At 36.7% G+C, this 25594-nt stretch carries 29 protein-coding genes; 16 read left to right on the top strand and 13 right to left on the bottom strand.

The genetic code is table 11. The features are described from left to right. Positions 1 to 44: 44 nt before the first annotated feature. Together DT250_RS06945 and DT250_RS06940 are read right to left on the bottom strand one after the other, a co-directional pair. Entirely contained in the window at positions 45 to 218 is a 174-nt protein-coding gene (locus DT250_RS06945; protein ID WP_060488142.1) for an aspartyl-phosphate phosphatase Spo0E family protein, read from the bottom strand. Between the two features lie 233 nt (positions 219 to 451). Continuing rightward, positions 452 to 1522 carry an NAD(P)/FAD-dependent oxidoreductase gene (locus DT250_RS06940; RefSeq protein WP_000682062.1) on the bottom strand — a complete coding sequence of 357 codons (1071 nt, stop codon included), beginning with the start codon at positions 1520 to 1522 and terminating at the stop codon, positions 452 to 454. Between the two features lie 350 nt (positions 1523 to 1872). On the opposite strand from DT250_RS06940, the gene DT250_RS06935 reads away from it, so the two are divergent. The 3 genes from DT250_RS06935 to DT250_RS06925 all read left to right on the top strand — a co-directional run bounded on the left by DT250_RS06935 (position 1873) and on the right by DT250_RS06925 (position 3613). Further along, positions 1873 to 2112, top strand: a complete 240-nt coding sequence (locus DT250_RS06935) for a YuzB family protein (RefSeq protein WP_000595024.1) — start codon at positions 1873 to 1875, stop codon at positions 2110 to 2112. Between the two features lie 239 nt (positions 2113 to 2351). After that, a complete protein-coding gene (gene dapF / locus DT250_RS06930; RefSeq protein WP_000077407.1) occupies positions 2352 to 3218 on the top strand; it encodes a diaminopimelate epimerase in 867 nt (288 codons plus the stop codon). 41 nt (positions 3219 to 3259) lie between these two features. Further along, complete coding sequence (locus DT250_RS06925) at positions 3260 to 3613, top strand: HesB/IscA family protein (protein WP_000573830.1); 354 nt, start codon at positions 3260 to 3262, stop codon at positions 3611 to 3613. A 146-nt stretch (positions 3614 to 3759) separates the two neighbouring features. On the opposite strand, the gene DT250_RS06920 is transcribed toward DT250_RS06925, so the two are convergent. Further along, on the bottom strand, positions 3760 to 4323 hold the full coding sequence (locus tag DT250_RS06920; RefSeq protein WP_088064710.1) for a GNAT family N-acetyltransferase: 564 nt from the start codon (positions 4321 to 4323) through the stop codon (positions 3760 to 3762). Positions 4324 to 4493: 170 nt separating this feature from the next. Here DT250_RS06920 and DT250_RS06910 point away from each other — a divergent pair, with 170 nt between their 5' ends. Both DT250_RS06910 and DT250_RS06905 read left to right on the top strand, forming a co-directional pair. Continuing rightward, on the top strand, positions 4494 to 4598 hold the full coding sequence (locus tag DT250_RS06910) for a methyltransferase (protein ID WP_088064709.1): 105 nt from the start codon (positions 4494 to 4496) through the stop codon (positions 4596 to 4598). A 105-nt stretch (positions 4599 to 4703) separates the two neighbouring features. Further along, positions 4704 to 5057, top strand: a complete 354-nt coding sequence (locus tag DT250_RS06905; RefSeq protein WP_088064708.1) for a YxeA family protein — start codon at positions 4704 to 4706, stop codon at positions 5055 to 5057. Positions 5058 to 5085: 28 nt separating this feature from the next. Here the strand turns inward: DT250_RS06905 and DT250_RS06900 are convergent, their stop codons facing one another. Continuing rightward, positions 5086 to 5547, bottom strand: coding sequence for a 2-thiouracil desulfurase family protein (locus DT250_RS06900; protein WP_088064707.1), 462 nt, complete (start codon positions 5545 to 5547; stop codon positions 5086 to 5088). 77 nt (positions 5548 to 5624) lie between these two features. Between DT250_RS06900 and DT250_RS06895 the strand changes: the two genes are divergently transcribed. Continuing rightward, positions 5625 to 6506 carry a helix-turn-helix domain-containing protein gene (locus DT250_RS06895; RefSeq protein WP_149212843.1) on the top strand — a complete coding sequence of 294 codons (882 nt, stop codon included), beginning with the start codon at positions 5625 to 5627 and terminating at the stop codon, positions 6504 to 6506. A 17-nt stretch (positions 6507 to 6523) separates the two neighbouring features. On the opposite strand, the gene DT250_RS06890 is transcribed toward DT250_RS06895, so the two are convergent. The 3 genes from DT250_RS06890 to DT250_RS06880 all read right to left on the bottom strand — a co-directional run bounded on the left by DT250_RS06890 (position 6524) and on the right by DT250_RS06880 (position 9699). Next, positions 6524 to 7771 carry an MFS transporter gene (locus tag DT250_RS06890; protein ID WP_046959971.1) on the bottom strand — a complete coding sequence of 416 codons (1248 nt, stop codon included), beginning with the start codon at positions 7769 to 7771 and terminating at the stop codon, positions 6524 to 6526. A 336-nt stretch (positions 7772 to 8107) separates the two neighbouring features. Then, on the bottom strand, positions 8108 to 8584 hold the full coding sequence (locus tag DT250_RS06885) for a GyrI-like domain-containing protein (protein WP_097891428.1): 477 nt from the start codon (positions 8582 to 8584) through the stop codon (positions 8108 to 8110). Positions 8585 to 8709: 125 nt separating this feature from the next. Beyond that, positions 8710 to 9699 (bottom strand): NAD(P)/FAD-dependent oxidoreductase, encoded by a 990-nt coding sequence (locus tag DT250_RS06880; RefSeq protein WP_048542263.1) that lies wholly within the window; start codon positions 9697 to 9699, stop codon positions 8710 to 8712. Between the two features lie 462 nt (positions 9700 to 10161). On the opposite strand from DT250_RS06880, the gene DT250_RS06875 reads away from it, so the two are divergent. The 5 genes from DT250_RS06875 to pepA all read left to right on the top strand — a co-directional run bounded on the left by DT250_RS06875 (position 10162) and on the right by pepA (position 14658). After that, complete coding sequence (locus DT250_RS06875) at positions 10162 to 11370, top strand: NAD(P)/FAD-dependent oxidoreductase (RefSeq protein ID WP_000856605.1); 1209 nt, start codon at positions 10162 to 10164, stop codon at positions 11368 to 11370. A gap of 123 nt (positions 11371 to 11493) precedes the next feature. Continuing rightward, positions 11494 to 12000 carry an NUDIX hydrolase gene (locus tag DT250_RS06870; protein WP_000415296.1) on the top strand — a complete coding sequence of 169 codons (507 nt, stop codon included), beginning with the start codon at positions 11494 to 11496 and terminating at the stop codon, positions 11998 to 12000. Next, positions 11997 to 12314: a YuiB family protein gene (locus DT250_RS06865; protein ID WP_000027007.1), complete on the top strand. Its 318-nt coding sequence runs from the start codon at positions 11997 to 11999 to the stop codon at positions 12312 to 12314. Before DT250_RS06870 ends, DT250_RS06865 begins: the two co-directional genes overlap by 4 nt. An 86-nt stretch (positions 12315 to 12400) precedes the next feature. Continuing rightward, positions 12401 to 13027: a 3D domain-containing protein gene (locus DT250_RS06860; RefSeq protein ID WP_000920109.1), complete on the top strand. Its 627-nt coding sequence runs from the start codon at positions 12401 to 12403 to the stop codon at positions 13025 to 13027. 146 nt (positions 13028 to 13173) lie between these two features. Further along, positions 13174 to 14658: a cytosol aminopeptidase gene (pepA, locus tag DT250_RS06855; protein ID WP_149212842.1), complete on the top strand. Its 1485-nt coding sequence runs from the start codon at positions 13174 to 13176 to the stop codon at positions 14656 to 14658. A 130-nt stretch (positions 14659 to 14788) separates the two neighbouring features. Here pepA and cdaS read toward each other — a convergent pair whose 3' ends face one another. Continuing rightward, positions 14789 to 15394: a sporulation-specific diadenylate cyclase CdaS gene (cdaS, locus tag DT250_RS06850; RefSeq protein WP_070169194.1), complete on the bottom strand. Its 606-nt coding sequence runs from the start codon at positions 15392 to 15394 to the stop codon at positions 14789 to 14791. A gap of 143 nt (positions 15395 to 15537) precedes the next feature. Here cdaS and DT250_RS06845 point away from each other — a divergent pair, with 143 nt between their 5' ends. Beyond that, complete coding sequence (locus DT250_RS06845) at positions 15538 to 17262, top strand: phospho-sugar mutase (protein ID WP_149212841.1); 1725 nt, start codon at positions 15538 to 15540, stop codon at positions 17260 to 17262. A gap of 108 nt (positions 17263 to 17370) precedes the next feature. Beyond that, complete coding sequence (galU, locus tag DT250_RS06840) at positions 17371 to 18258, top strand: UTP--glucose-1-phosphate uridylyltransferase GalU (RefSeq protein WP_087986056.1); 888 nt, start codon at positions 17371 to 17373, stop codon at positions 18256 to 18258. A gap of 45 nt (positions 18259 to 18303) precedes the next feature. On the opposite strand, the gene DT250_RS06835 is transcribed toward galU, so the two are convergent. Both DT250_RS06835 and DT250_RS06830 read right to left on the bottom strand, forming a co-directional pair. Beyond that, positions 18304 to 18897, bottom strand: a complete 594-nt coding sequence (locus tag DT250_RS06835; RefSeq protein ID WP_001252151.1) for a biotin transporter BioY — start codon at positions 18895 to 18897, stop codon at positions 18304 to 18306. Between the two features lie 50 nt (positions 18898 to 18947). Continuing rightward, positions 18948 to 19691, bottom strand: coding sequence for a DUF3298 and DUF4163 domain-containing protein (locus DT250_RS06830; protein ID WP_087986046.1), 744 nt, complete (start codon positions 19689 to 19691; stop codon positions 18948 to 18950). A gap of 95 nt (positions 19692 to 19786) precedes the next feature. Here DT250_RS06830 and DT250_RS06825 point away from each other — a divergent pair, with 95 nt between their 5' ends. Further along, positions 19787 to 20170: a hotdog fold thioesterase gene (locus DT250_RS06825; protein ID WP_000520763.1), complete on the top strand. Its 384-nt coding sequence runs from the start codon at positions 19787 to 19789 to the stop codon at positions 20168 to 20170. Positions 20171 to 20206: 36 nt separating this feature from the next. Here DT250_RS06825 and DT250_RS06820 read toward each other — a convergent pair whose 3' ends face one another. Both DT250_RS06820 and DT250_RS06815 read right to left on the bottom strand, forming a co-directional pair. Continuing rightward, positions 20207 to 21583, bottom strand: a complete 1377-nt coding sequence (locus tag DT250_RS06820; RefSeq protein ID WP_000287155.1) for a glycine--tRNA ligase — start codon at positions 21581 to 21583, stop codon at positions 20207 to 20209. Positions 21584 to 21929: 346 nt separating this feature from the next. Continuing rightward, complete coding sequence (locus DT250_RS06815) at positions 21930 to 22643, bottom strand: DNA alkylation repair protein (RefSeq protein WP_149212840.1); 714 nt, start codon at positions 22641 to 22643, stop codon at positions 21930 to 21932. 118 nt (positions 22644 to 22761) lie between these two features. On the opposite strand from DT250_RS06815, the gene DT250_RS06810 reads away from it, so the two are divergent. Next, a complete protein-coding gene (locus DT250_RS06810) occupies positions 22762 to 23229 on the top strand; it encodes a hypothetical protein (RefSeq protein ID WP_000390066.1) in 468 nt (155 codons plus the stop codon). A 110-nt stretch (positions 23230 to 23339) separates the two neighbouring features. On the opposite strand, the gene DT250_RS06805 is transcribed toward DT250_RS06810, so the two are convergent. Further along, on the bottom strand, positions 23340 to 24665 hold the full coding sequence (locus tag DT250_RS06805) for an ArsB/NhaD family transporter (RefSeq protein ID WP_137011545.1): 1326 nt from the start codon (positions 24663 to 24665) through the stop codon (positions 23340 to 23342). A 290-nt stretch (positions 24666 to 24955) separates the two neighbouring features. Between DT250_RS06805 and kapD the strand changes: the two genes are divergently transcribed. Further along, positions 24956 to 25579: a 3'-5' exonuclease KapD gene (gene kapD, locus DT250_RS06800; RefSeq protein WP_000344365.1), complete on the top strand. Its 624-nt coding sequence runs from the start codon at positions 24956 to 24958 to the stop codon at positions 25577 to 25579. Positions 25580 to 25594 lie beyond the last annotated feature (15 nt).

Genomic DNA, 25594 nt, shown 5'->3' with positions numbered 1-25594 from the left:
TTTCTGATTCTAGTTCTATCGTATCAAAAAAGAGAGGATAACGGTTATAAAGAACAACGTTTTTTCTTCGTCTTGAGTTCTATTAATAAGTTAAGTAAACGATCTAATTCTTGGCTGAAAGAAATCACTTTATCATGAGTGAATCCGTACTTTTCAACGAGATAGATCAATTCTATCTTCTTCGCTTCTATTCGATCGTTTAGTTTCGTTAAGTTCATAAGTGAAATGGAATACCTCCTGTAAAAGTATTTACAACATAAAAAATAAGACCGAATGACTTCGGTCTTAAAGGAAATAATAAAACAACTTATAAATAGCATACACTGTTTATCAATAGTTTTTAATATAAAAATGAAAAATAAATCATCATCTATATTGAGAAAGATGTGTCTGATAATTATATTTTAACTCATAAAAGAGACTGCCTATTTAGTAGACAGCCTGTAAAGTATTAACCTTTATGATATTTGTACATCCAAAGAAGACCGGATTTTAATAATCTCGGTACACGTCCCATTAATGGTTGGTTTGCTAGTAAACCGAAGCCGTGCTTCTTACCAAGAGAGCCGAGAACACCTTTTAATTTAATTACAGGTAGTTCGTCAGGAAGTGGTTCATTATTCCAACGTTTTAATAATATTTGGACAATTTGTTCTCCTTGACCTTCAGCAAGTTGTGCAGATGGAGCGTGTGGAAGTGCTGCGCAATCTCCTACAACATACACGTGCTCGTTATTTGGAATATTGTGATATTTTGTTAAAACAACCCGTCCGCTACCATCTTGTTCAACTGGAAGGTTTCGAACAACTTCATTTGCTTGAATACCAGCTGTCCAGACGATTGCATCACATTCAAGTGGTTCATCGTGGTTGTACACAATATTTGGTTCTACTTTTGTAATGTTAGAGTTTCGTATAATAGTAACCTTATGTTTTACGAACCATTCTTCTACGTATCTACTTAATTTCTCTGGATATGGGAATAGAATTCTATCTTTTCGATCAAATAAGTGAATTTTTAAATCAGAACGGCTTTCGCGAAGTTCACTTGCAACTTCAACGCCACTTAATCCAGCACCAACGACAGCTACTGTTGCGTTTGGTTCTAGACTATTTAATTGTTCATATGTCTTACGTGTTTGTTCAATCGATTGTAGGCTATGTGTATATTCCTTCGCCCCAGGAACGTTATGATATTTATCCTCACAGCCAAGACCGATAATTAAATCATCATATGGGATTGCTTCGCCGCCATCGAGATGAACAGCTTTTTCTTCGAGATCAATATTTGTTATTGTGCCGTATTGAATATTGAGGCGTGGGTGCTCGGGAAACGGTATACGAATATGTGTTTCTGAAATAGTACCCGCAACTAATGCATAATATTCAGTTTTGAAGCAATGGTATGGTACTTTGTCGATTAATGTCACTTGTACATCATCTGGAAGTTGGTTGCTTGGAAGTAGCCGCTGCAGAATTCTCATTCCACCGTAGCCGCCACCTAGTATTACGAGGTGTTTCATGATGGATTACCCCTTTTCTGTTGAAATATCCCCTAATCATACAATTTTATATTAATAAAATATTTTGACTTTACTCAATCAAATTATATCGAATTTGTGAACAAATAACAATGCATGAATGAATACTCTGTTGTACAATAAGAAGAAAAGTAAAGTAAACTGTTTTTCCTTTTTAATTACTATTTCATTGCGAGTAGCATGTTATATAAAATAAGTCCATCTACTTTGAAGTGAAATAGTGAAGTAACTAAATAGTTTAGAATGTATAACGAAAACAACAAGAGACAGCTTAGTTTTCTTCTTATAGATAGTCAGAAGGTAATTTGTTTTGTAGTACAGGGGGGAGAATTTTGATTAAACCATTAATTGAATTTTGTGTAGGTAACCTTGCGAGTGGTTCACAAGCAGCTTTAGAGAAATTAGAAAAAGATCCGAATTTAGATGTAATGGAATATGGTTGTTTAGGATATTGTGGTATTTGTTTTGAAGGGCCGTTTGCACTTGTAAATGGTGAAGTCGTACAAGGTGCTACAGTAGAAGAACTTGTCCATAATGTATATGAGTATTTGGATGAAAATCCAATGTTTTAAGGTGTTGCAATCAGCAGCACCTTTTTCTATTAGATAAAATCTTCTTTCGCGGGTGAGGATAATATTGTATATAAATAAAAAAAGGCCCTTGTAGAAGGGCTTTTTTTCTTACACAATTTGTGCAAGAATGGCTCATCGCCAAATGTTGTCAAATATGAGAAACGGGGGACATTCATATTGTGTTCTAAAAGCGTGCATTTTATACTTAAAATAACAAACTATTTTTGGAGTGAATACAAATGAGCCAATTTTCTTTTACAAAAATGCATGGTCTTGGCAATAGTTATATATATGTAAATATGTTTGAAGAACAAATTCCTGAAGAAGATTTAGTTCTTGTGGCGGAAAAGGTTTCAAATATTAATACTGGTATTGGAGCAGATGGAATGATTTTAATTTGTCCATCTGACGTAGCTCCGGTGAAAATGCGCATGTTTAATAATGATGGTTCAGAAGGAAAGAGCTGTGGTAACGGTTTACGCTGCGTAGCGAAATATGCGTATGAGCATAAACTAGTAGAAGAAACAGTTTTCAAAATTGAAACGTTAGCTGGTATTGTAACAGCGGAAGTAACGGTAGAAGAAGGGAAAGTTACATTAGCGAAAATCGATATGGGAGCACCGCGTTTAACACGTGCAGAAATACCGATGCTTGGTGAAGGTGAAACACCATTTATTCGTGAAAACTTCTTATACAATAATCATCGTTATGCATTTACAGCTGTTTCAATGGGGAATCCGCATGCGGTTATTTTTGTTGATGATGTAGAGCAAGCACCTCTTACAACACTTGGTCCAGTCCTGGAGACACATGAAATGTTCCCAGAGCGAGTAAATGTTGAATTCGTCGAAATTTTGAATGATGCAGAGATGAACTTCCGTGTTTGGGAACGTGGATCTGGTGTAACACAAGCTTGCGGAACAGGGGCGTGTGCTGCAGTTGTAGCCTCTATTTTAAATGGGAAAATGGAACGTGGTAAGGAAATTATAGTTCATTTAGCTGGTGGCGATTTAATGATTGCATGGACAGAAGAAGGTAATGTGTTAATGAAAGGACCAGCGGAAGTAATTTGCCGCGGAGTGTATGAGTACAAGATAGAAGCGTAAAGATGTATAATAGAATGAGAACAGAAAGGATGGTGTATTTCATGATTGAAGTAACAGAACAAGCAGCTTTTCAAATTAAAGATATGTTAAAAGATGCTGAAGATGGAGAGAAGTACGTGCGCCTTGCTGTACATGGCGGCGGATGTACTGGCCTTTCTTACGGCTTAGGATTTGAAGTAGAACCAAAAGAAGACGACACAGTTCTTGAATTTTTCGGTGTTGAATTTGTTATCGATACAGAAAGTGCTCCAATTGTTAAAGGAGTAAAAATTGATTATAAACAATCTATGCTTGGCGGTGGATTCACAATTGATAATCCAAACGCAATCGCATCATGCGGATGTGGATCATCTTTCCGTACGGCGACGAATGCTGGTAAGCCAGAAGAGTGCTAAGCTTTTAGCAGAAATAGAAAAAGACCTTTTTAGCGATGGAGGAAAATCGTTAAGGAGGTCTTTTCTTTTGTCGCAAAAAATCAAAAACGTCGCCTTCCCAATTTAGAAACCGATCTTAAGATATGTTGCACAACGAATTTTACAATCTAATTTATCTTTGCATAGATGCAAGTATCAATTAGTTGTTTACCGTCAGCTGAAAGATCTTCATTACGTAATATCCCTTCAAGTTCAAAACCTAGTTTTTCAGGGATTGTACGACTTTTCGTGTTATTACGTTCGCATCGTATTTCAATCCTTCTAAATTTGAATAACTGAAATCCAAGGTTTATTAACGCACTTACTACTTCTGTCATATATCCATTGCCACCAAATTGCGTATTAATCCAGTATCCAATTGCACATTTAGAAACCTTCCAATCAATTGCGTGAAGGCTAGCCGTTCCAATAAAATCATTCGTCTCCTTATGGTAGATGAGATAGCGAAAGCTTTCTCTTTTCAAAAAATCTAAATGCGCATTTCTCAGGAGAATTTCCGTTTCTTCAACAGTAGGAATTGACTGGAATAAAAGCAGCCATTGCTTTAATTCACTAATGGAATCTTTAATAGCTTCGTGTACTATATCCCCTTCACCAGCTTGAAGTGGAGCTCGAAGAATGAGTCTGTCTGTTTCTATTTGTAACGGAACATCCAATAAAATAGGATTCATATTATTTCTCCCCTCAAAAGCTAGAAAACAATAAATATATATTCAATTCATCATTTAGAAATCCCTTTTCACATATTGAAAACGAAACTGCTAGTTGGTTGAGTAAGGAATTATTATTTTTCATCTATTTTCTTACGATTGTTGTCTTTTGCATAATTAGAGGTTGGTTTATGTGTATGAAGAATTTTAATGAAGTAATAGCAACTCATCCAAGTTTAGAATCCGTACTCATTCCAATTGGTGATGGGATGACGGTTTCTAAAGTGAAGAAATAATTATTATCTTACAAAAGTGTAATGTTCATGTCATGTTTTTGAATTTCTTCTTTAAAGCTTAGGCTTTAAGATAACAATATAAGAAAAACACATGAGGTGAAGGAAATGAAAAGATATATTGCACTTTTTAGCATTTTAGTTGTATTTGCAAGCCTATTAGTTGGTTGTGATTTAAATCGTATGGGTAAAGATGAGTATTATGTTCAAATTACAGTAGATGGAAAAGAGTATAATGGTAAATCTGATAATGGTGAGCCGTATAAAAATTACGAATATAAGTTAACTGGATTTGATAAAGAAGGTAAAGAGAAAGAATTAGAATTTACTGCACAAAAAAACTTACGTAAAGATGCATTCTTACGTGTATATCACTCAGATAAAAAAGGTGTAACAGCTTGGGAAGAAGTAAAGAAAGATGAGCTTCCTGCGAAAGTGAAAGAAAAACTAGGCGTGAAATAAGACAGAAAAAAGGAATTGACGAATAGGGTCAATTCCTTTTTATATTCTCAAAATCCTCTTCTGAAATGACTTTAAATCCATGTCTTTTGAATAAAGCAGTTGTTACCCCGTAACCAGTTTGTTTATTCCCGTTAAATTCTCCAGTGTAAATCGTAGAACTACCACAAGATGGACTGCGTTCTTTCAAAATAATATATTCTGGGTGTAAACCTTTCATTTGTTCTAGAGCTTTATAAGCACCGCTCACGAAAGCTGCTGTGACATCTTCACCGTCTTTTGTCACCACTTTTGCTTTTCCATCTAAAACGTCATCGCCATTCCCGCCAATAATTTCAGCTGAAGGACGAGGCGTTGGTAATCCTCCTAATACTTCAGGACAAATGAGGACTGTATCTTCTTGTTGCAGTAGCTCCTCTATTTTTGAAACGAGATTGTCATTTCCATCATACCGACAAGCGATGCCACCTAAACAAGCGCTAATTACGATCATATTGTCACCTCCAAAAAATTTTAAAATACCCCGCCAATTTTGCTTCCTGACTCTTACCTATAAATGAGGTGATAAAAATGGGAAGCTTATATAATTTAATGAAACCATATAGTGAATTTCGAAGTAAAGAAGAGTTTAATACATATCAAAGACAAATTTTGAAGTGCTATCGATTTGAATTAAATAAAACGGATACAACCATCATTCATTTTTTAGGGAAGTATGCGGTGAATGAGAAACAGAAAACAGTGGGAGTTGCTTGTCCGTTAATGGAGACGATTGCTACGAAAGTTGGAAAGAGCATTCGTACAGTACGCCGTTCAATTGCAAAGTTAGAGGAACTAGGAATTATAAAGCGTGTTGCGACAAAAGAAAGACATAAGCGCGGCGGATATAGTGCGAACTTATATGTATTTCTTACATCTGCAATTGACCGCATGGATGACCGTATGAAACTGTCCGCATGTGAAAGTGAGGATCGTGTAGATGGCTGTAGTAAAAATGAGCAAAAAAGTGAAGGGGAAACAATTTTTTCTAAAAACATTCCACAAATAAAAGAGAATAGAAAAGAAACGTACGAACTTGATGAGACGTATTGCCGTCATGATATACCGAAGCCTTTTATATACGCACTTGTGCCAATGACGCGTAATCCGAAAAAGATTAATATATTTTGGAGTAAGGTGGAACTTGCATATAAAAAGAGCGGGTTACTAGAGCAAGGTGTTTTACTGGAGCAAATATTAGCTGATGAAGAAGTGTATGGAAATTTCATTTGGCGAGTAAAGAGTGTTGTGAGAGCGTATAAATACGGGGAAATCCGTAAAAATGTGAAGGCTCTTTTATATAGTACAGTGCGGGATTTATTTTTAGAAATTGGATTAGAATGGGGAGCAGCCGTGAGAAGAAGTAAGGGGATACCGTTATTTGATCCGTTTAAAAAAGAGCCATGCGTATAACACATGACTCCAAGTAGTTAATCAAACTTTCTTACAACTGGAACACGAATCGCTACAAATAGTACGAAGACGATAACGGCGATTGCACCGCTTTTCATAACGGTTACGATTGGAATTCCTATTGCAAGTGCGATTGATGTGAATGCATAAGAAAGCGGGATAAAGCCCATTGATGAGAGCATAAGTAAACTCATTACGCGTCCCATCATTTCTTCTTTTACTGTCGATTGAATCATCGCCATAAGCGGAACGATAGCCATTGCAATTGTAATACCGTAAAACATGCCAGCTAATAATGCTTGCCACAGTACGGTGCTAAAGTTGATGGATAAGAAGAATACACCAGATAGTAGCATCATGATAATGCAAAATAGACCGCGTCTACGATTAATATTTTTTAAACCGACAATGACAGCGCCTATCGCCATTCCGCCTCCTACAGATGCTTCTAAGTAACTAAACTGAAGCGAGTCACCGTGCAGAACATTTTTAACGAAAAGCGGGAAACCGACTTGCATTGGACCGATTAAAAATAAGTTTAAAAAGGCACTACAAATAAGGAAGGTTGAAAGGAATGGTGATTCCTTTACATATAAGATTCCTTCTTTAATAGAAGTGAACATGCCTTTGTCTGTATTTTGCTGTTCTGGCATCGTAAATTGTATTTTTTGAACGAGTATGGCTGCAACGATTAGTAATAAAATCGTGATCGAAAAGATCGTTTCATAGTTCGTAAATTTGATAAGAATTCCGCCAAGTACAGGGCCTAAGATGACCGATGCTTGATTTGACATTTGTGTAAGTGAGTTTGCTTGTGTTAAACGGCTTTTTTCTACAAGTTCAGGCAAGATAGATCCATCAGCTGACCAGAAAAAAGCATCAGCAAGCCCAAAGAATAAAGCGAATAAAGCAAATGTATATAGTGTTACATCACCTACGATGAACCATGTAAGGATGGTTGCGACGAGAATAGCACGAATAATATTAGAATAAAACATAATGTTTTTTTTCGGGAATTTATCAGCTACAGCACCGCCGATAATCATAAAAATAAGCCTTGGAACACTAAGAGCTACGAAAACAACACCGAGTGAAGCCTCAAGGTTTAATGTTTTTGCTATGTACCACGTTTGTGAAAAAGTAAAAAAGGCTAAAGCAAAACTTGAAAAAAGAGTAGCTGCCCAAAGAAAAAGGAAATTCGTATTTTTTAATAACGGTTTCGCATTTTCTTTTAAAGCAGATTTATTTTGTTGTAGTTCCTCCATATTGCTTCCTTTCTATGTGACAAATTTAAACTGAAAAACCTATTAACAATCGTTTTATACAGTTTCTAATATTTCTATACTGCACTTTCTCATTGTAGACAATAATGTTGGGTTTGCACAGTGGCTATTTAACGACAAAAAAGAAGATACCAAATGGTATCTTCTTTTTTGTCGTTCAGGCTAATGCAATATAAATATCCAATTGTACGTTGGTTTTATACAGTTTCTAATATTTCTATACTGCACTTTCTCATTGTAGACAATAATGTTGGGTTTGCACAGTGGCTATTTAACGACAAAAAAGAAGATACCAAATGGTATCTTCTTTTTTGTCGTTCAGGCTAATGCAATATAAATATCCAATTGTACGTTGGTTGGATCTGTTGCTTTTTCATCATAAAGCTCAAAGTCTGTTGTAAAAGCACGTTTGTTTTCTTTTGACCATTGCCAAATATATTCCCAAGCCTCACAAACGACTTCAGCAACTGGCCCCTTTCTCGTTGTAAATACCGCATACGTAGCAGCAGGTATTGTTAAAGGTGTCATATTTTCAGGTGCGTCTTCTAATGAAGAAACGGGCATACCGATCGTAAATTGATATGTACCAGTTTCATCTGATTCATAATTTGAGTAGAACGCGAATGTTTCTTTCGTTTGTTGATTTGGGATGTGATGCATCATTTGTTCTTGGAAGTATTGGTTCCAAAGCCCTGGAATTTTTCCTTCAGTAGATGCCTCTATTTCATTTGTCGTCGTAATCGAAATACCGATTGCTTGGAAAGCTTCTTTTTTTACGATAATAGGTTCTTTCATTTTAAAATATCCCCCTCATTGATAAGAACGTTTGTTCTTATTGATTGTAACATATTTTGGAAGGATACGGTAGCACAATAACAAAAGAACTCCTTCGCATAAAAGGAGCTCTTTTCATTTCTATATTAAAACATACTAGAGCTGTGCATCGGTTGAAGTTTTGCGTTTGGATCGAAGTAAGCTTTTGCATTGTTTACTGCTGTTGGTGCTTCACCGAAGCCGCAAGCAATGAGTTTTACTTTTCCTTCATATGTACAAATGTCACCAGCAGCGTAAATGCCAGGAATATTTGTTTCCATTTTCGAATTCACGAGAATGCTGTTTTTTTGTATATCTAAGCCCCAATTTTTAATTGGGCCAAGAGAGGAAACGAAGCCGTAGTTTACGATGACATCATCCACATCGATGATAATTTTTTCTTCCGTTTTTATATGCTGAAGAACGACTTGTTCAATGTTGTCATCACCAATGAGTTCTACTGGTATGTACGGTGTGCTTACTTCTGCACGAGAATTCATTAAGCTTTCTACGCTATGTTCATGTGCACGGAATTTATCACGGCGATGAACGATTGTAACTTTTTCAGCGATCGGCTCTAACATCATTGTCCAATCAACAGCTGAGTCGCCGCCGCCAAATACTACGACGCGCTTACCAGCAAATTTATTCATATCATCAACGAAATAATGTAAGTTTTTCTTTTCATACTTTGCTGTACCTTCTAATTCTAAGCGGCGTGGTTGGAAAGCACCATTGCCAGCAGTAATAATAACTGATTTAGAATAGTGAGTTTGCTTATTCGTAACAAGTTTAAATATACCGTCAGCTTGTTTCTCAAGCGTATCAACAGCTTCTTCTAAACAAACGGTTGGATCAAATTTCTTCATTTGCTCTTTTAAGTTATCAACTAGTTCTTGTGCGCGCACTTTTGGAAATCCAGCTACATCATAAATGTATTTTTCAGGGTAGAGTGCGGATAATTGTCCTCCAAGTTGAGGTAAGCTTTCAATGATTTTTACACTTGCTTGTCTCATACCGCCATAAAATGCTGTGAACAGCCCTGTTGGACCACCACCAATAATCGTTATGTCGTAAACTTTTTGATTTTCTGCCACTTTCATTCCCCCTATAGATGGAATTTTGATATTGATTTCATATATTGTTCATATGTACACGAAAATCCTGCAAATGATGACACTTTCAAATAAATGATAGCATATTTGAGTTCATAATACTTCTGAAAACGACTGAATTGTGTGTAAGTTTTCGCATAGATGCTTTTTTAATTGTATAAAATATGGTGAAAGGAAAATACATGAAAAAAAGGCTGAAAAACCCTTGAAAACGCTATGTTATTTTAAAATATTGATAATTCTCCAGACGCTTGAATTCTGGAATAAAACCGACTAATATAGGGAAGTATTATGTTAAATTTCTATGACAAAATTCGTACGATTTTTTGACTGCGTTTTGTTATGATATAGAATGTGATAAATTCCACATTCTTGACAAATATAGTTTTTAGTACTTGGTATTATTTTTCATTACTATTATATAAAGAAAAGGGTTGTGATTTGGTGAAGACTCCAAAAATCGTAGTTTTAGGTGCAGGTTATGGCGGGATGATTACGACTGTTCGTCTGCAAAAAGCATTATCTGTAAATGAAGCTGAAATTACGTTAGTAAACAACAACAGCTATCACTACCAAGCGACTTGGTTACATGAGAGCGCAGCTGGTACATTACAAGATGAAAAAATCTGTCTAGATATTCAAGACGTTATTGATACAAATAAAGTGAACTTTGTACAAGACACAGTAGTAGAAATTAAAGCTGCTGAAAAACGCATCATCTTAAAAGACGGCGAGCTAGAGTATGACTATTTAGTAATCGGTCTTGGTTTCGAATCAGAAACATTCGGAATTACAGGATTAAAAGAGCATGCATTCTCAATTGCTAACATTAATGCAACTCGTGAAATTCGTGAGCATATGGAAGCTAGTTTCGCTAAATATGCAACTGAAAAGCGCGATGAGTTAGTAACAATCGTTGTTGGTGGTGCTGGATTTACTGGTATCGAGTACGTAGGTGAGCTTGCAAACCGTGTTCCTGAACTTTGCAAAGAGTACAATGTACCACGTGAAAAAGCACGTATTATCTGTGTAGAAGCTGCTCCGACAGCACTTCCAGGTTTCGATCCGGCATTAGTAGAATACGCTGTAAAACAACTTGAGAAAAAAGGTGTAGAATTCCGCATCGGTACAGCAATTAAAGAAGCAACTGAAGAAGGTATTATCGTTGCAAACGGCGATGATACTGAATTAATTAAGTCTGAAACAGTAGTTTGGGCTGCGGGTGTTCGTGGTAACGGTATTGTAGAAGAGTCTGGCTTTGAAGCAATGCGCGGACGTGTAAAAGTTGATGAGTACATGCACGCTCCAGGATACGAAGATGTATTTATGGTTGGTGACGCAGCGTTAATCATTAACGAAGAAATTAATCGTCCATACCCACCAACGGCACAAATCGCAATTCAAGAAGGTTACAACATTGCACACAACTTAACTGTGTTAGTTCGTGGTAAAGGCGAAATGAAAAAATTCGCATTCGACAATAAAGGATCTGTATGTTCTTTAGGTCATGACGATGCAATGGGCGTTGTTATGGGCAAAAAGTTAACAGGTTGGAAAGCTTCCTTCATGAAGAAAGTTATCGATAACCGTTACCTATTCTTATTAGGTGGACCTTTATTAGTTCTTAAAAAAGGTAAATTAAAGTTCTTTTAATATATAGTAGAAAAAGCAGAAACGGCTAAGAGCTGTTTCTGCTTTTTTCATTTAAAAAATATAGTATAATATATAAAAAAGAAAGAATATTCTGTCCGTTCTGATAGAGGAGGGTATTACATCATGGAGAAGCGAGGGAAAGTATGGCTAGCTGTTGGTGGCTTAGTAGCTACAAAAGATGGCAGGTGGCTGTTCGTTAAGAAAAAATATAGTGGATTAAAGGGGAAATGGTCTTTGCCGGCTGGTTTTGTAAATGAAGGTGAGACGGTTGATGAAGCTGTGAAACGTGAAGTGTTAGAAGAGACAGGTATCGTCGCTCATGTGAAGGGGATCATTGGTGTTCGATCGGGCGTGATTCGCAATGAGATTAGTGATAATATGATTATTTTCCTTTTGGAGCCTGAAGGAGAAAACATTATTGTACAGGAGAAGGAATTGTCTGAAGTAGCATTTTTACATCCAGATACGATTGCGGACGATCCAAATACGTCTCTACTTATCAAATATTTGTTTGAAGGAAGATCAGAACTACATCTTGAGATGAACAAAACATTAGATCCAGGAGAGCAATTTGGTTATACAGCCTATCATGTATTTACGGCGCATGCGAAGGAGAGGGAGAAAGAGTGAGTATACCAGTACTACTTATTTCAATGATGTTATTTTTTATTTTGTTTTTTGGAATTGGATTTTTACTCAACATGATATTGCGAGCGACATGGGTAATGGTTATTGTGTATCCGATTGTTTGTATACTTATTATTAATAAGGCGAGTGTGTGGGATTATTTTTCAAAGCCGAAAGAAACATTCTCTTCATTTGGGACAAGTGTATCGCATTTAGGGCAGGCAGATGTGTTTATTCTATCTACTGGATTAGTAGGTGCTGCTTTAGCCGGAATTGTCATTAAGAAACTTCGGAAAAGCGGATATCAAATGTTTTAATCTCCAATTCATTTGGGGATTATTTTTTTGCATATTCCTTCATCGTATAGGGAATGATTAACGATGAAGGAGTGTGGAATATAAAAATGTTAAAACGATATTGTATTCGCATTATGATGACTTGTTTACTTGTATCCGCATTATGCGTAACATGGAATGCTTTCACAGGAGTTTCTTTATTAGAGATTGTAAAGAAATATGAGGGAACGAGTGCAAAAGAAGTACATGCAGCAGAAGTTAAGAGAAATGTTGCTCCGAGTAAAGAAGTGATAAATGCTTTAGAGCAGGCAAACGACTGGTCTAAATATCGTTCAATTGAAATGACTGCAACAGGTTATACGTCGGGAATTGAGTCAACTGGTAAGAGACCGGGACATCCGGAGTATGGTATTACATATTCAGGAGTTAAGGTGAAAAGGGATTTATATTCCACAATCGCTGCGGACTTACGCGTATTCCCAATTGGAACGATTCTATTCGTACCAGGTTATGGGTACGGTGTAGTAGCTGATAAGGGCGGTGCAATAAAAGGAAACCGTCTTGATCTGTATTATGATACGGTGAAAGATGTTTATAGCCAATGGGGTAAGAAAAAAGTGAATGTGTATGTAGTGAAAGTTGGAAATGGTAAGTTTTCAGAAGAAGAGTTAACGATGTTAAATCAAGACGAAACGATGCAAGTGTTTCGTGGTCAATATTTAAAACAAAGATAGTCTAGTGGTAATTACGCTAGACTTTTTTATTTTATAAATAGAAGAAATATGGATTATATAGGATGTAACAGAAGTTAGAATTGTCGCATTTTATCGAAAATAAAGTTATAATAAAGGCAGAGTAGAGAAATTTAGGGGGTCTGAACATGTTTCAAGTACAAAAAGAATTAGCAAGCCATGAAGCGGTAATCGTTGCCTTATTTGAAGAAGAGAAAACGAGTAGTTTTGTACAAGAACTGGACAAAGCGTTTGAAGGACAACTACAAGTTTTATTAGAAGAGAAAGAACTTTCTACGAAGAAGAAAGCTATTTCAAAAGTACATAGTTTAGGAAAAACAAATGTGAAACGTTATTATTTCGTTGGTTTAGGTAAGAAAGAGTCTTACACGACAGAAACGATGCGTGCTGCTCTTGGTAAGGCATTTAAAACGTTACAAGCAGCAAAAGTACAAGATGCAGCAATCTTACTTGATTCTTTCGTAACAGAGAAATTAGATGCAATTGATGTAGCTCATATTGCAGCAGAAGTACAAGGTCTTGGTACATATGAGTTACAAACGTATAAATCAGATAAAAAGGATCGTGTGGAACTAGAGAAGTTCACGGCTATTACAGCAGAAGATGCACAAGAAATTGAAGCTGCATTAACAGTTGGCTACGTACATGGACGTGCAACAAATTCAGCTCGTACACTTGTAAATATGCCGCCAAACGTATTAACAGCAACAAAGCTTGCTGAGTATGCTGTTGAGTTAGCGGAAAAGTATGATATGGATTATAAAGTTCTTGAGAAAGAAGAGATGGAAGATCTTGGTATGGGTGCGTTACTTGCAGTAAACCAAGGTAGTACAGAGCCACCAAAAATGATTGCTCTTATTTATAAAGGAAAAGAAGAGTGGACAGATGTCATTGGATTCGTTGGAAAAGGGATTACATACGATACAGGTGGTTATTCTTTAAAACCACGTGAAGGCATGGTCGGTATGAAAGGTGATATGGGCGGTGCTGCGTCTGTATTAGGTGCGATGGAAATTATCGGTGAACTTCGCCCAGAGCAAAATGTGATCGCTGTTATTCCATCAACTGATAACGTTGTAAGTGGTACAGCATTTAAGCCAGACGATGTAATCACATCTATGAGCGGAAAAACAATTGAAGTATTAAATACAGATGCAGAAGGTCGCCTAGCGTTAGCTGACGGTATTACGTATGCGAAAAAACTAGGTGCAAACTATCTTATTGATGTTGCGACATTAACAGGTGGTGTAATTGTTGCACTTGGAAATCAGACGACAGGCGCAATGACAAACAATGAAGAGTTGTTTGAGCAAGTGCTAGAGGCGTCTATGGAAACAGATGAATCAATTTGGCAATTACCGATTTTTGATCGTGATAAAGAACGCGTTCGAAACAGTAAGTTTGCCGATTTAAATAACTCACCAGGTCGCGAAGGACATGCGGTTATGGCAGGTACATTCTTAGGTGAATTTGCTGAAGATACACCTTGGGTACACTTAGACATCGCTGGAACATCTGAAACGTCAGGAGCGCATGATTTAGGGCCAGCTGGAGCAACAGGTGCAATGGTACGTACACTTGCAACACTTGTTGAACGTTTCGGAGAAGAGTAAGATCCATAAGAGAAGGCTGTTCCAATATTTTGGAACAGCCTTTTTTATTGGTATGATTATTGTCATTTTTTTTCGTTAAGTCGATATAATTTCATTTCCTATTGTACTGTTCTATAGGAAAAGATGGATCCTATAAAGAAATCGTATATAACGTTCCATTTAAAGCGAATGAAGTGCGACCTGTTTCTTCAGAGACAACTAAAATAAGTGCGTCGCTTTTTTCTGATAAGCCAATCGCAGCTCTGTGACGTGTTCCTAGTTCAGGATCAACTTCTGTGCTTTTCGTTAACGGAAGAATATTGGCAGCTGAAACAATATGATCATTTTTAACGAGAACGGCTCCGTCATGAAGAGGGTTACCTGGATAGAAAATGGATTCAAGTAACGGTGAGGTTAAATGAGCATGTAATGTTGTTCCAGTTTGAATGAGAGAGTCAAGTGGTTCGTTTCTTTCCACAACAATAAGAGCCCCGTGTTTTCGGGCACTTAAATGTTGGACAGTTGCTGTAATAGAATGTGAACTTTCCGTATAAGGTGATAAATACGCTTGAATATAGTATGTAGCTGCCAATGTTTGTACGTTTGCTAACATATGATGAATATCTTCCATTTTGCACAAAATACATTCATCTTCTTTATCAATTGCTTGTCTCATAATTGATAATTCTTTCTCAGCAATTTCAATCATTTGCTTTGTTTGTATTTTGAGCTCTTCTGACAAGCCCCATTCTTGCATAATCCTCATTCCCTTTAGTGGAGTATTTAACCATAGTGTATACAAATATTCCTAGTAAAATCCTGTTAGATTGTAAAAAATATTGAGATACAGGTTGTTTTTTTCATATAATAAAGGTATGACAAGCGAGAGGAGATAGAAATATGAACTGGAAACAAGAATTTAGTCGCTGGCTTTCCTATGCAGAGTTAGACGCAGAACTAAAAGAACAGTTAGAAAACATGAAGCAAGATGAGAAGAAAATTGAGGACAGCTTTTATAAAAATCTAGAATTCGGCACAGGTGGTATGCGTGGTGAACTTGGTGCTGGTACGAACCGTTTGAACGTATATACAGTTCGTAAAGCAACACAAGGATTAGCGAAGTTTATTGAAAAATTAGGTGAAGAAGCGAAAAAACGCGGTGTTGTTGTAGCGTACGATTCTCGTCATAAATCACCTGAATTTGCAATGGAAGTAGCTGCTACACTTGGTGCACACGGTATCACAACATATGTGTTTGAAAGCTTACGTCCAACGCCAGTGCTTTCTTTCGCAGTTCGTCATTTACATACAGTAAGTGGAATCGTTCTTACGGCAAGCCATAATCCGCCGGAATATAACGGTTATAAAGTATATGGTGAAGATGGTGGGCAGTTGCCTCCAAAAGAAGCTGATGAGTTAATTAGCTATGTAAATGCAGTAGAGGATGAGTTAACAGTTGAGGTTGCTAATGTGGAGCAATTAAAAGCTGAAGGTTTATTACATATTGTTGGACAAGAAGTAGATGATGCATATGCAACAGAATTGAACAATGTCATCATTAATAAAGAAATGGTACAAAATGTTGGAAAAGACTTAAAAATCGTCTTTACACCATTACATGGAACATCAAATATTTCTGTGCGCCGTGGTTTAGAAGAAGTTGGATTTACAGATGTAACAGTTGTAAAAGAGCAAGAGTTACCAGATCCGAACTTCTCTACAGTAAAATCACCGAACCCAGAAGAGCATGCAGCGTTTGAGTATGCAATTCGTGACGGTGAGAAGGTAGGCGCAGATGTGTTAATCGCAACGGATCCTGACGCAGACCGTCTAGGCGTTGCAGTTCGTAATCACGATGGTGAGTTCCAAGTATTAACGGGTAACCAAACAGGTGCATTAATGCTTGATTACTTATTATCTCAAAAGAAAGAAAACGGAACGCTTCCAGAGAACGGTGTTGTATTAAAAACAATCGTAACGTCTGAAATTGGCCGTACAATCGCGAAAGCATACGGTTTAGATACAGTTGATACGTTAACTGGATTTAAATTTATCGGTGAGAAAATTAAACAGTATGAAGAAAGCGGACAATACGAATTCCAATTCGGTTATGAGGAAAGCTATGGTTATTTAATCCGTCCATTCTGTCGTGATAAAGATGCAGTACAATCTGTTCTATTTGCATGTGAAGTAGCTGCATACTACAAATCACAAGGTAAAACGTTATACGATGGTTTATTAGAAGTATTTGAGAAGTACGGTTTCTTCCGTGAAGATCTTGTATCGTTAACGTTAAAAGGAAAAGATGGAGCGGAACAAATTCAAGAAATGATGGCAACATTCCGTGAAAATCCTCCGAAAGAAGTAGCGGGCTTAACAGTTGTAGCTGTTGAAGACTATAAAGCGAGCATCGTTACATCTTTACAAGATGGACATAAAGAAGAGATTCACTTACCGAAATCAAATGTGTTAAAATATCAATTAGAAGATGGTTCTTGGTTCTGCCTACGCCCATCTGGAACTGAACCGAAGATTAAGTTCTACTTCGGTGTTCAAGATAATTCTTTACAAAATAGTGAACAAAAGTTACTTACTATTAAAGAAGATATTATGAATCGTTTATAATATAAAGTAATTTTAAGTAGTAAGGAACGAAAGGGAGTGAAACCTCCCTTTTGTTTTATGTAAGGAAATAATCGTTATTGATTCTGACAGAAGAGAGGGTATTTTGTGATGAAAAAAGTAAGAAAAGCCATAATCCCGGCAGCTGGATTAGGAACACGTTTTTTACCAGCTACAAAAGCAATGCCAAAAGAAATGTTACCGATAGTAGATAAACCAACTATCCAATACATTGTAGAAGAAGCAATAAAATCAGGAATCGAAGATATTATTATCGTTACTGGTAAAACGAAGCGCTCTATTGAAGATCATTTTGATAATGCATTTGAGTTAGAGCAAAACTTATTAGAAAAGAAAAAGTATGAGTTACTTGAAAAAGTACAGGCTTCTTCAAAAATGGTAGATATTCACTATATCCGTCAAAAAGAACCAAAAGGATTAGGACACGCTGTTTGGTGTGCACGTAAATTCATTGGTGATGAGCCATTCGCTGTTTTATTAGGTGATGATATCGTTCAAGCTGAAAAACCATGTTTACGTCAATTAATTGAAGAATATGATAAAACGCTTTCTTCTGTTATTGGTGTACAAACGGTTCCAGAAGATGAAACACACCGTTATGGAATTATCGACCCATTAGAGCAGGAAGGACGTCGTTACCAAGTTCGCAATTTCGTTGAGAAACCAGCAGCAGGTACAGCACCTTCAAACTTAGCAATTATGGGACGTTACGTTTTAACACCTGAAATCTTCATGTTCTTAGAACAGCAACATGTTGGTGCTGGTGGTGAAATTCAGTTAACAGATGCAATCCAAAACTTAAACGAAATTCAACGTGTATTTGCTTACGATTTCGAAGGAAAGCGCTACGACGTAGGTGAAAAGTTAGGATTCGTTCAAACGACAATCGAAATGGCTCTGCGACACCCAGAATTACGTGATGACATGGTTCCAATGATGCAGAAAATTTTAGAAGAACACACGAAGCAACAGTCTTAATATAAAAAAGGAGTTATTTCAGTGTACTGAAATAACTCTTTTTTATTATGAAATCGTCGAATGAGAATGCTGATAAGCGGAACGACGTACAGCATAGTATATGCGAGGTGCGATAATAGCACCGATAATGGTAAATGCAATATCTTTTACTGCGAACCACATCATAATCATCCAAGCCGCTTTATAACTCATATTACCACCCATGAAGAAATTGACTGCCCCGTACATATAAGTAGTACCGATAATATACGTTAAAATGATTCCTGTGAAAGAGGCAATTGCAAATGTACTGAATGTTGGTCGTTCTTTTTGTTCTACTAGTTTTCCGGATACGTAAGCAACGATAATAAATGCAATAATAAAACCACCAGTAGGATCTAAAAGTGCTCCGAATCCAGCTTTGAAGTTAGCGAAGATTGGTGCACCAGCTAAGCCAACGAGCATATACACAGTCATTGATAATGCGCCAAGTCTACTTCCAAGAAGAAGCCCTGCTAAAATTGCGAAAAATGGTTGCATAGATAATGGGATACCCGCTACTTGCAGGAATGGTGCCCAAGATACAATATTTGCACCAATGGCCATAAGAGCGACGAACATGGCAGCTAATGCTAAATCTAAAACATGAAATCTCCTCATAATGTTAACCTCCTGTTGTTTTTAGGTTAACATTATCGTAGCGAAAATATTTACTTGTTGTCAATCAAAATATTTTGATAAGAAGGCTTCAAATACTCTCTTAGCAACGTATACGGAATACGAAATTGAGGGATTCCGCTTGAATAAGGAGCAATCTCATATAAAGGGAAATAAATGACGAGATTGTCCGGTTCTAAAAAGAAGTGGAACTTTTTCGTGCTCATGACCTTTTCAGTTGCATCGGGAAAATAAATACTTTCATTTTGTTTAATTTGTCTTACAATCTCAGCACGGATTATTTCTTTATATTTATCTTCTGGTTGAAATAGATCGTCTAAGTGTAGTAACTTTTTTTCTTTTAAATCAAATGTGTTTGCCTTCCACTTATAAAGACCGTGTGCTCCGCCTGTATATTGATAGTAATTCACATATAGGCTGAGCAACGGTGGTTTATTTAGGGAGACTTTATAATCAACATTCGCCACGTACGGATGAAAAGGTGTACTAGATCCTTCTGTTTCTTTATAATATTTTTTTGCGTCTTTTTCTAATTTTGTTTTAAATTTGTCAGTAGATTTTTTGTAATAGAAATTGAGCTTATTTTGAAATTTAGAATCGGAAAAATTGTGAAACGAAGGTCTGTTAATTTGATATTCTATATAAGGTTTCTTACCTTTTTGTGTTACAGTCTGAACATCGATTGTCAGGTTGGATGCTTTGGCTGCTAGTGCACAATTTGGTACAATAGTCAGCAAGGAGAACATAAGCAGTAATATACAAAATTTCTGTTTCATTTAGGTGAAACCTCCTTATATAAGTGTTATAAGTAGTTTGAAAATAAATAGGTAAAATTATACATTCAATTAAAGTAAGAGAAGGAGGAAACGATATGGGAAAAACTTTAATGGATTCACTTGGAATTGAGTTGTTAGAGATGACAGAAGATAAGGTGGTTGCTACGATGCCTGTTGATGAGCGTACGCATCAGCCGTTTGGTTTTTTACACGGCGGTGCATCTCTTGCATTAGCGGAAACAGTAGCAAGTGTTGGTTCATACAATTTAATTGATCAAGAGAAATGTATTTGTTTCGGTCTAGAAATTAATGCAAATCACATTCGCTCAAAGAAAGATGGGATTGTAACAGCGATCGGAACACCGATACATAGAGGACATTCAACGATGGTTTGGGATGTACGTATTATTGATGAGAATGATGATTTACTATGTATATCAAGATGTACAGTAGCAATTAAAGAAAAACGTGAAAAGTAAAAAGAGGCGGCTCAATAGAGCGCCTCTTTTTTATAATTAGAACTGGATTTTCTTCTCTAAGAAACCTTTTAGCTCGCTAATAGGCATACGAACTTGTTCCATTGTGTCACGGTCACGTACTGTAACAGCTTTGTCTTCAACTGAGTCGAAGTCGTAAGTGATACAGAATGGTGTACCGATTTCGTCTTGACGACGGTAACGTTTACCGATAGAACCAGTTTCGTCAAAGTCTACCATGAAGTCTTTAGCTAGTTCTGCGAATACTTCAGTAGCACCTTCAGATAGCTTTTTAGATAATGGTAAGATAGCTGCTTTGTATGGTGCTAAAGCAGGGTGGAAACGAAGAACTGTACGAGAATCGTTTTCTAATTGCTCTTCTTCATATGCATCACATAAGAATGCTAATGTTACACGGTCAGCACCTAAAGATGGCTCGATGCAGTACGGTACGTAACGCTCATTCGTTTGTGGATCGATATAGTTAAAGTCTTCATTAGAGTGTTCCATGTGACGTTTTAAATCGAAGTCTGTACGAGATGCTACGCCCCATAGTTCGCCCCAACCGAATGGGAATCTAAATTCAATATCAGTTGTTGCGTTACTGTAATGAGATAATTCCTCTTCACCGTGGTCACGAAGACGCATGCTTTCTTCAGTCATACCAAGTGAAAGTAACCAGTTCTTACAAGTTTCACGCCAGAATGCGAACCACTCTAAATCTTCACCAGGCTTACAGAAGAATTCAAGTTCCATTTGTTCGAATTCACGTGTACGGAATGTGAAGTTACCAGGCGTGATTTCGTTACGGAAGCTCTTACCGATTTGGCCAATACCAAATGGAAGTTTTTTACGCATAGAGCGTTGTACGTTTTTAAAGTTTACGAAAATACCTTGTGCTGTTTCAGGACGAAGGAAGATTTCGTTCGTGCTAGACTCTGTAACACCTTGGAATGTTTTGAACATTAAGTTGAACTGACGGATTTCAGTGAACTCTTCACTACCGCAATCAGGACATTTTACTTCATGTTCTTTCATTAAGTCAGCCATTTGGTCGAAAGTAAGACCATCAACAACCATTTCGATGCCTTTTGCATCTAATGCATCTTCAATTAATTTGTCAGCACGGTGACGCGCTTTACATTTTTTACAGTCGATCATTGGATCGTTGAAGTTACCAACGTGACCAGAAGCGATCCAAGTTTTTGGGTTCATTAAAATAGCTGCGTCTAAACCAACGTTGTATGGAGATTCTTGAATGAATTTTTTCCACCAAGCTTTTTTAACGTTATTTTTTAATTCGATTCCAAGTGGACCGTAATCCCAAGTGTTTGCAAGACCACCGTAAATTTCAGAACCAGGGAAAACAAAACCGCGATGTTTCGCTAAGTTTACAACTTGTTCCATTGAATACATAATAAAATCCTCCTTTTGAAAGTTAACGTATTGGCGATGACGTGCTCAGGTACTTATGAAACGAGCAGTATATGCTTTGAAAAACATAAAAAAACGCTCATCCCAAGGCTTAATTGCCTAGGGACGAGCGTTTGCCCGCGGTTCCACCCTAGTTGATACACAACAGGTGCATCCACTTTATCACGTATTGCTCGGGACTGCCGTTTCCTTGCGGCATCAGGCTTTCACTATCCCTGAATCGCTTTTTGTGCAAGTACTTATAAGTCCTTCATCGCTACTTATATTAATAATAATGAACATATTCTAACACGTTCTTTTTTAAATCTCAATAGAGGAACGCGTCTATCTATGATAGAGTCTCGCCTATTTTTTCGTTATTTATTCCGTAATTTTGTTTAATGTACTTAATTGCTTCACGTTTACTAAGGGGAGCAAGCTCGTTATTTTGCACGTATTCCCAAACGACATCGGGCTTCGTTTTTGCATACTCGCGAAGGATCCAGCCAATCGCTTTTTGAATGAAAAATTCTTTTGAAGAATGTAGTTGTCCAATAATCCAGAAAAGAAGTTCTTCATCCATCTTTTGTTTGTATTTTAGCTGGAACAAAATAGCGGCGCGTTGTAACCATATGTTATCTGATGCAATCCATTTTGGAATATAGGCAGAAATTAATTCTGGATGTTTTAAAAAGATATTCCCTAAAAATGTAGGGACGATGCTATCAACAGAATCCCACCAAGATTTTGTTACAATGAGTTCTTCTAAAAACGGGATATGAGTTTCGTTTATATGCTTTTTATATTTTTGCATAATATCGAGTGCGGCCGCTTGAAATTCACGTTCTGGTAAATCCCAAAGCTCACGTACGATAACTTGGAAATCTTTTTGATCTGGGAGAGTATGTATTTGGATGACGTCTTTCAATAGTTGTCTTCTTTCAGGTGTTTGAATACCGAGAAATGGGAAGTGATTTTTCATATAACGTGCCATCGGTTCTGCTTTTTCAGGATTTTTATGGGCTGTGAAATGCTCTTGTAATGCTTGTACAAATGGATGCATAAGTGCGTTCTCCTCTCTTATTATCTCGCTCCTATTATTATACAGAGAGTTTGGATAAATTTTAAAACATAACTTGTAAAGTAATGAAATATGTTGAGAGTAGAGAGGAGAGGATAAGATGGAAGATCAAGGCGTACTAGCAGGTTTCTTTGCTCTTAGTTTTGCGTTTATTCTTGTTGTATTGATTTGGGCAATTATTGCGTATTTATTAACGGCTTTTGCACTGTATACGATGGCGAAAAATGATGGTGCAACGGATGGTGCTCTTGCGTTTATTCCTTTTTTAAATAGTAAGATATGGGGTGATTTAGCAAAAGACAAATTACCGGATTTCTTAAAAGAAGAAGCAGGATGGAAAGTATTCGGCATATATGTCGCGTGTTTCATTTTTAACTTCGTACCAATTCTATATTTATTAGCAACAGCTGTATCGATTGTGCTGTCTATTTATCTTATCTACGCAATTTTAGATAGATACGGAACGAATTCTATATTGTTTACGATTATTCATACAATCACATTTTCGGTTTTCTTACCGATTCACTTGTTCATTATTCGGAATGAGCCGGTAAGGTATAACGAGTAGATATATGTGGGGAGCTGTTTCGAATATATTTTGGAACAGCTCTTTGTTGGTTAATAGATATTTCGTTGACCAAGAAAAAAGGGCTGTCACATGTGACAGCCCTTTTTCTACTACATAAGGTAGCGTAAATAAATATAAATATGAGAAATGATTAATGAAACGATCATAATTGGGAAGCCGACTTTAAGGAATTCCATGTAGCTAAATTTATGGCCCTCACGACTTGCGATACCTGCAACAATTACGTTAGCAGAAGCTCCGATTAATGTTCCGTTTCCACCTAGACAAGCACCTAATGCTAATGCCCACCATAATACGTCGATTTGTGCGTCAGAAGGTGATAAACCTAGCCCAACTGCCATATCGTTAATAAGTGGGATCATTGTTGCAACGAATGGAATGTTATCAATTGTCGCAGAGGCGATACCAGATACCCATAAAATAAGGATAGATGCGTAAGAAACATCTCCACCTGTTATTCCAATTACTTTTTGAGCTAACATTTTGATAAGGCCGATATCAATAAGTCCTCCAACAAGTACGAATAGTCCTGCGAAGAAGAAGATTGTTACCCACTCTACACTTGCGAATACCTCTTCAATTTCATGTTCTTTCACACCGATTAGCATAAGTACAGTAGCACCAGTTAAAGCGATGATAGCTGCATCAACATGGAAGATCGAATGAGTCATGAAACCTACGATTGTAAGTCCAAGTACGGTTAAAGATTTTTTCATTAATACTGGATCTTTAATGTATTGTTTTTCATCTAAACTCATTAATTTTTTAATTTGTACAGGATCAGCAATTAATTGTTTACGATACATGAAGTAAAGTATTGTCGCTGTAACAGCAATAATAATGATTACGATAGGTGCTAAGTTGAATAAGAACGCATTGAAATCTAAATGCTTATTTGCAGAACCAATCATAATGTTAGGTGGATCACCAATTAATGTTGCTGTTCCTCCAATGTTTGAAAAAATAATTTCAGAAAGTAAATAAGGAACAGGATTTACTTTCAGTATGCGCGTAATAGATAAAGTAACTGGAACAACAAGAAGTACAGTTGTAACGTTATCTAAAAATGCGGAACCAAGCGCAGTAAGTAAGGAAAGTGAAATTAAAATTTTAATTGGATTTCCTTGCGCCCCTTTTGCTGCTTTAATGGCAACGTATTGGAAGACACCCGATTTACTTGTAATGTTCACCAGAATCATCATACCGATGAGTAGCGTAATCGTCCCCCATTCAATATGTTTCGTAAAGGCGTTGTGTAAATCAACGACCCCCATAATTACCATGAGTGCTGCACCAAGAAGTGCGATGACAGCGCGATTAATTTTTTCTGAAATAATAATGGCATATGTAATTAAAAAGACTGCGATAGCAAAATAATACTGCCAGTTTGCGAGCTCTTGCGTTGTTTCGTGCAAAACTCTCATCTCCTTTCATTCACTTTTCTTAGTGTGTCAAAAAATTAACTAGATGAAACACACATAACGTCATTATAAAGTAGAAAAAAGGGGGATGTAAATGAAAGGGCTTATTTTGTCATATTTTCTGCATCGGTCATTTTTTCTTATTTTTAAAAATATTTGTGGGCATTTGACATATATATAAGATACATCCAATCTGAATATTTAAAATGGAATTAGCATTCGAGCTTGTTCGTGTAGGAGTGTCAAATAGAAAGGAATGACAAAGATGATAAGGAAGGGATCGTATGGATGAACAACGATTTTTATTTTTGGATTTTGAGTTTACGATGCCCCAGCACAGAAAAAAACCAAAAGGATTTTTCCCGGAAATCATTGAAGTAGGACTCGTTTCGGTTGTTGGCTGTAAGGTAGAAGACACGTATTCAGCTCATGTTAGGCCGAAAACTTTTCCTTCTTTAACGGATCGATGTAAGAAATTTTTAGGAATTAAACAAGAAGTCGTAGATAAAGGAATTTCGTTTCCAGAACTCGTTGAAAAACTTGCAGAATATGAAAGGAGATGTAAACCAACCATTGTTACGTGGGGAAATATGGATATGAAAGTGTTGAAGCATAATTGTGAAATGGCAAGAGTAGACTTTCCGTTCTTAGGACAGTGTCGTGATTTATCACTTGAGTATAAGAAGTTTTTTGGGGAGAGAAATCAAACAGGATTGTGGAAAGCAATTGAGGCATATGGAAAAGCAGGGACGGGTAAGCATCATTGTGCGCTAGATGATGCGATGACGACGTATAATATTTTTAAATTAGTAGAAAAAGATAAAGAGTATTTAGTGAAACCAGCACCTCCAACATTGGGAGAACTCGTTGATTTTTCAAAAGTATTAAAGAAAGTGAGTACACAGTAACGACCAAATTGCATA

Source organism: Bacillus sp. AR2-1 (assembly GCF_008368755.1).
Classification (GTDB): domain Bacteria; phylum Bacillota; class Bacilli; order Bacillales; family Bacillaceae_G; genus Bacillus_A; species Bacillus_A wiedmannii.
Note: the sequence above shows the minus strand (reverse complement) of the source record. Positions and strands in the feature narration are given on the sequence as shown.

Excerpts from the sequence above, each read along its gene's own strand:
- DT250_RS06945 (WP_060488142.1), bottom strand. The coding sequence starts at position 218 with ATGAACTTAACGAAACTAAACGATCGAATAGAAGCGAAGAAGATAGAA.
- DT250_RS06940 (WP_000682062.1), bottom strand. The coding sequence starts at position 1,522 with ATGAAACACCTCGTAATACTAGGTGGCGGCTACGGTGGAATGAGAATT.
- dapF (WP_000077407.1), top strand. The coding sequence starts at position 2,352 with ATGAGCCAATTTTCTTTTACAAAAATGCATGGTCTTGGCAATAGTTAT.
- DT250_RS06925 (WP_000573830.1), top strand. The coding sequence starts at position 3,260 with ATGATTGAAGTAACAGAACAAGCAGCTTTTCAAATTAAAGATATGTTA.
- DT250_RS06920 (WP_088064710.1), bottom strand. The coding sequence starts at position 4,323 with ATGAATCCTATTTTATTGGATGTTCCGTTACAAATAGAAACAGACAGA.
- DT250_RS06910 (WP_088064709.1), top strand. The coding sequence starts at position 4,494 with ATGTGTATGAAGAATTTTAATGAAGTAATAGCAACTCATCCAAGTTTA.
- DT250_RS06905 (WP_088064708.1), top strand. The coding sequence starts at position 4,704 with ATGAAAAGATATATTGCACTTTTTAGCATTTTAGTTGTATTTGCAAGC.
- DT250_RS06900 (WP_088064707.1), bottom strand. The coding sequence starts at position 5,547 with ATGATCGTAATTAGCGCTTGTTTAGGTGGCATCGCTTGTCGGTATGAT.
- DT250_RS06895 (WP_149212843.1), top strand. The coding sequence starts at position 5,625 with ATGGGAAGCTTATATAATTTAATGAAACCATATAGTGAATTTCGAAGT.
- DT250_RS06890 (WP_046959971.1), bottom strand. The coding sequence starts at position 7,771 with ATGGAGGAACTACAACAAAATAAATCTGCTTTAAAAGAAAATGCGAAA.
- DT250_RS06885 (WP_097891428.1), bottom strand. The coding sequence starts at position 8,584 with ATGAAAGAACCTATTATCGTAAAAAAAGAAGCTTTCCAAGCAATCGGT.
- DT250_RS06870 (WP_000415296.1), top strand. The coding sequence starts at position 11,494 with ATGGAGAAGCGAGGGAAAGTATGGCTAGCTGTTGGTGGCTTAGTAGCT.
- DT250_RS06860 (WP_000920109.1), top strand. The coding sequence starts at position 12,401 with ATGTTAAAACGATATTGTATTCGCATTATGATGACTTGTTTACTTGTA.
- pepA (WP_149212842.1), top strand. The coding sequence starts at position 13,174 with ATGTTTCAAGTACAAAAAGAATTAGCAAGCCATGAAGCGGTAATCGTT.
- cdaS (WP_070169194.1), bottom strand. The coding sequence starts at position 15,394 with ATGCAAGAATGGGGCTTGTCAGAAGAGCTCAAAATACAAACAAAGCAA.
- DT250_RS06845 (WP_149212841.1), top strand. The coding sequence starts at position 15,538 with ATGAACTGGAAACAAGAATTTAGTCGCTGGCTTTCCTATGCAGAGTTA.
- galU (WP_087986056.1), top strand. The coding sequence starts at position 17,371 with ATGAAAAAAGTAAGAAAAGCCATAATCCCGGCAGCTGGATTAGGAACA.
- DT250_RS06835 (WP_001252151.1), bottom strand. The coding sequence starts at position 18,897 with ATGAGGAGATTTCATGTTTTAGATTTAGCATTAGCTGCCATGTTCGTC.
- DT250_RS06830 (WP_087986046.1), bottom strand. The coding sequence starts at position 19,691 with ATGAAACAGAAATTTTGTATATTACTGCTTATGTTCTCCTTGCTGACT.
- DT250_RS06825 (WP_000520763.1), top strand. The coding sequence starts at position 19,787 with ATGGGAAAAACTTTAATGGATTCACTTGGAATTGAGTTGTTAGAGATG.
- DT250_RS06820 (WP_000287155.1), bottom strand. The coding sequence starts at position 21,583 with ATGTATTCAATGGAACAAGTTGTAAACTTAGCGAAACATCGCGGTTTT.
- DT250_RS06815 (WP_149212840.1), bottom strand. The coding sequence starts at position 22,643 with ATGCATCCATTTGTACAAGCATTACAAGAGCATTTCACAGCCCATAAA.
- DT250_RS06810 (WP_000390066.1), top strand. The coding sequence starts at position 22,762 with ATGGAAGATCAAGGCGTACTAGCAGGTTTCTTTGCTCTTAGTTTTGCG.
- kapD (WP_000344365.1), top strand. The coding sequence starts at position 24,956 with ATGGATGAACAACGATTTTTATTTTTGGATTTTGAGTTTACGATGCCC.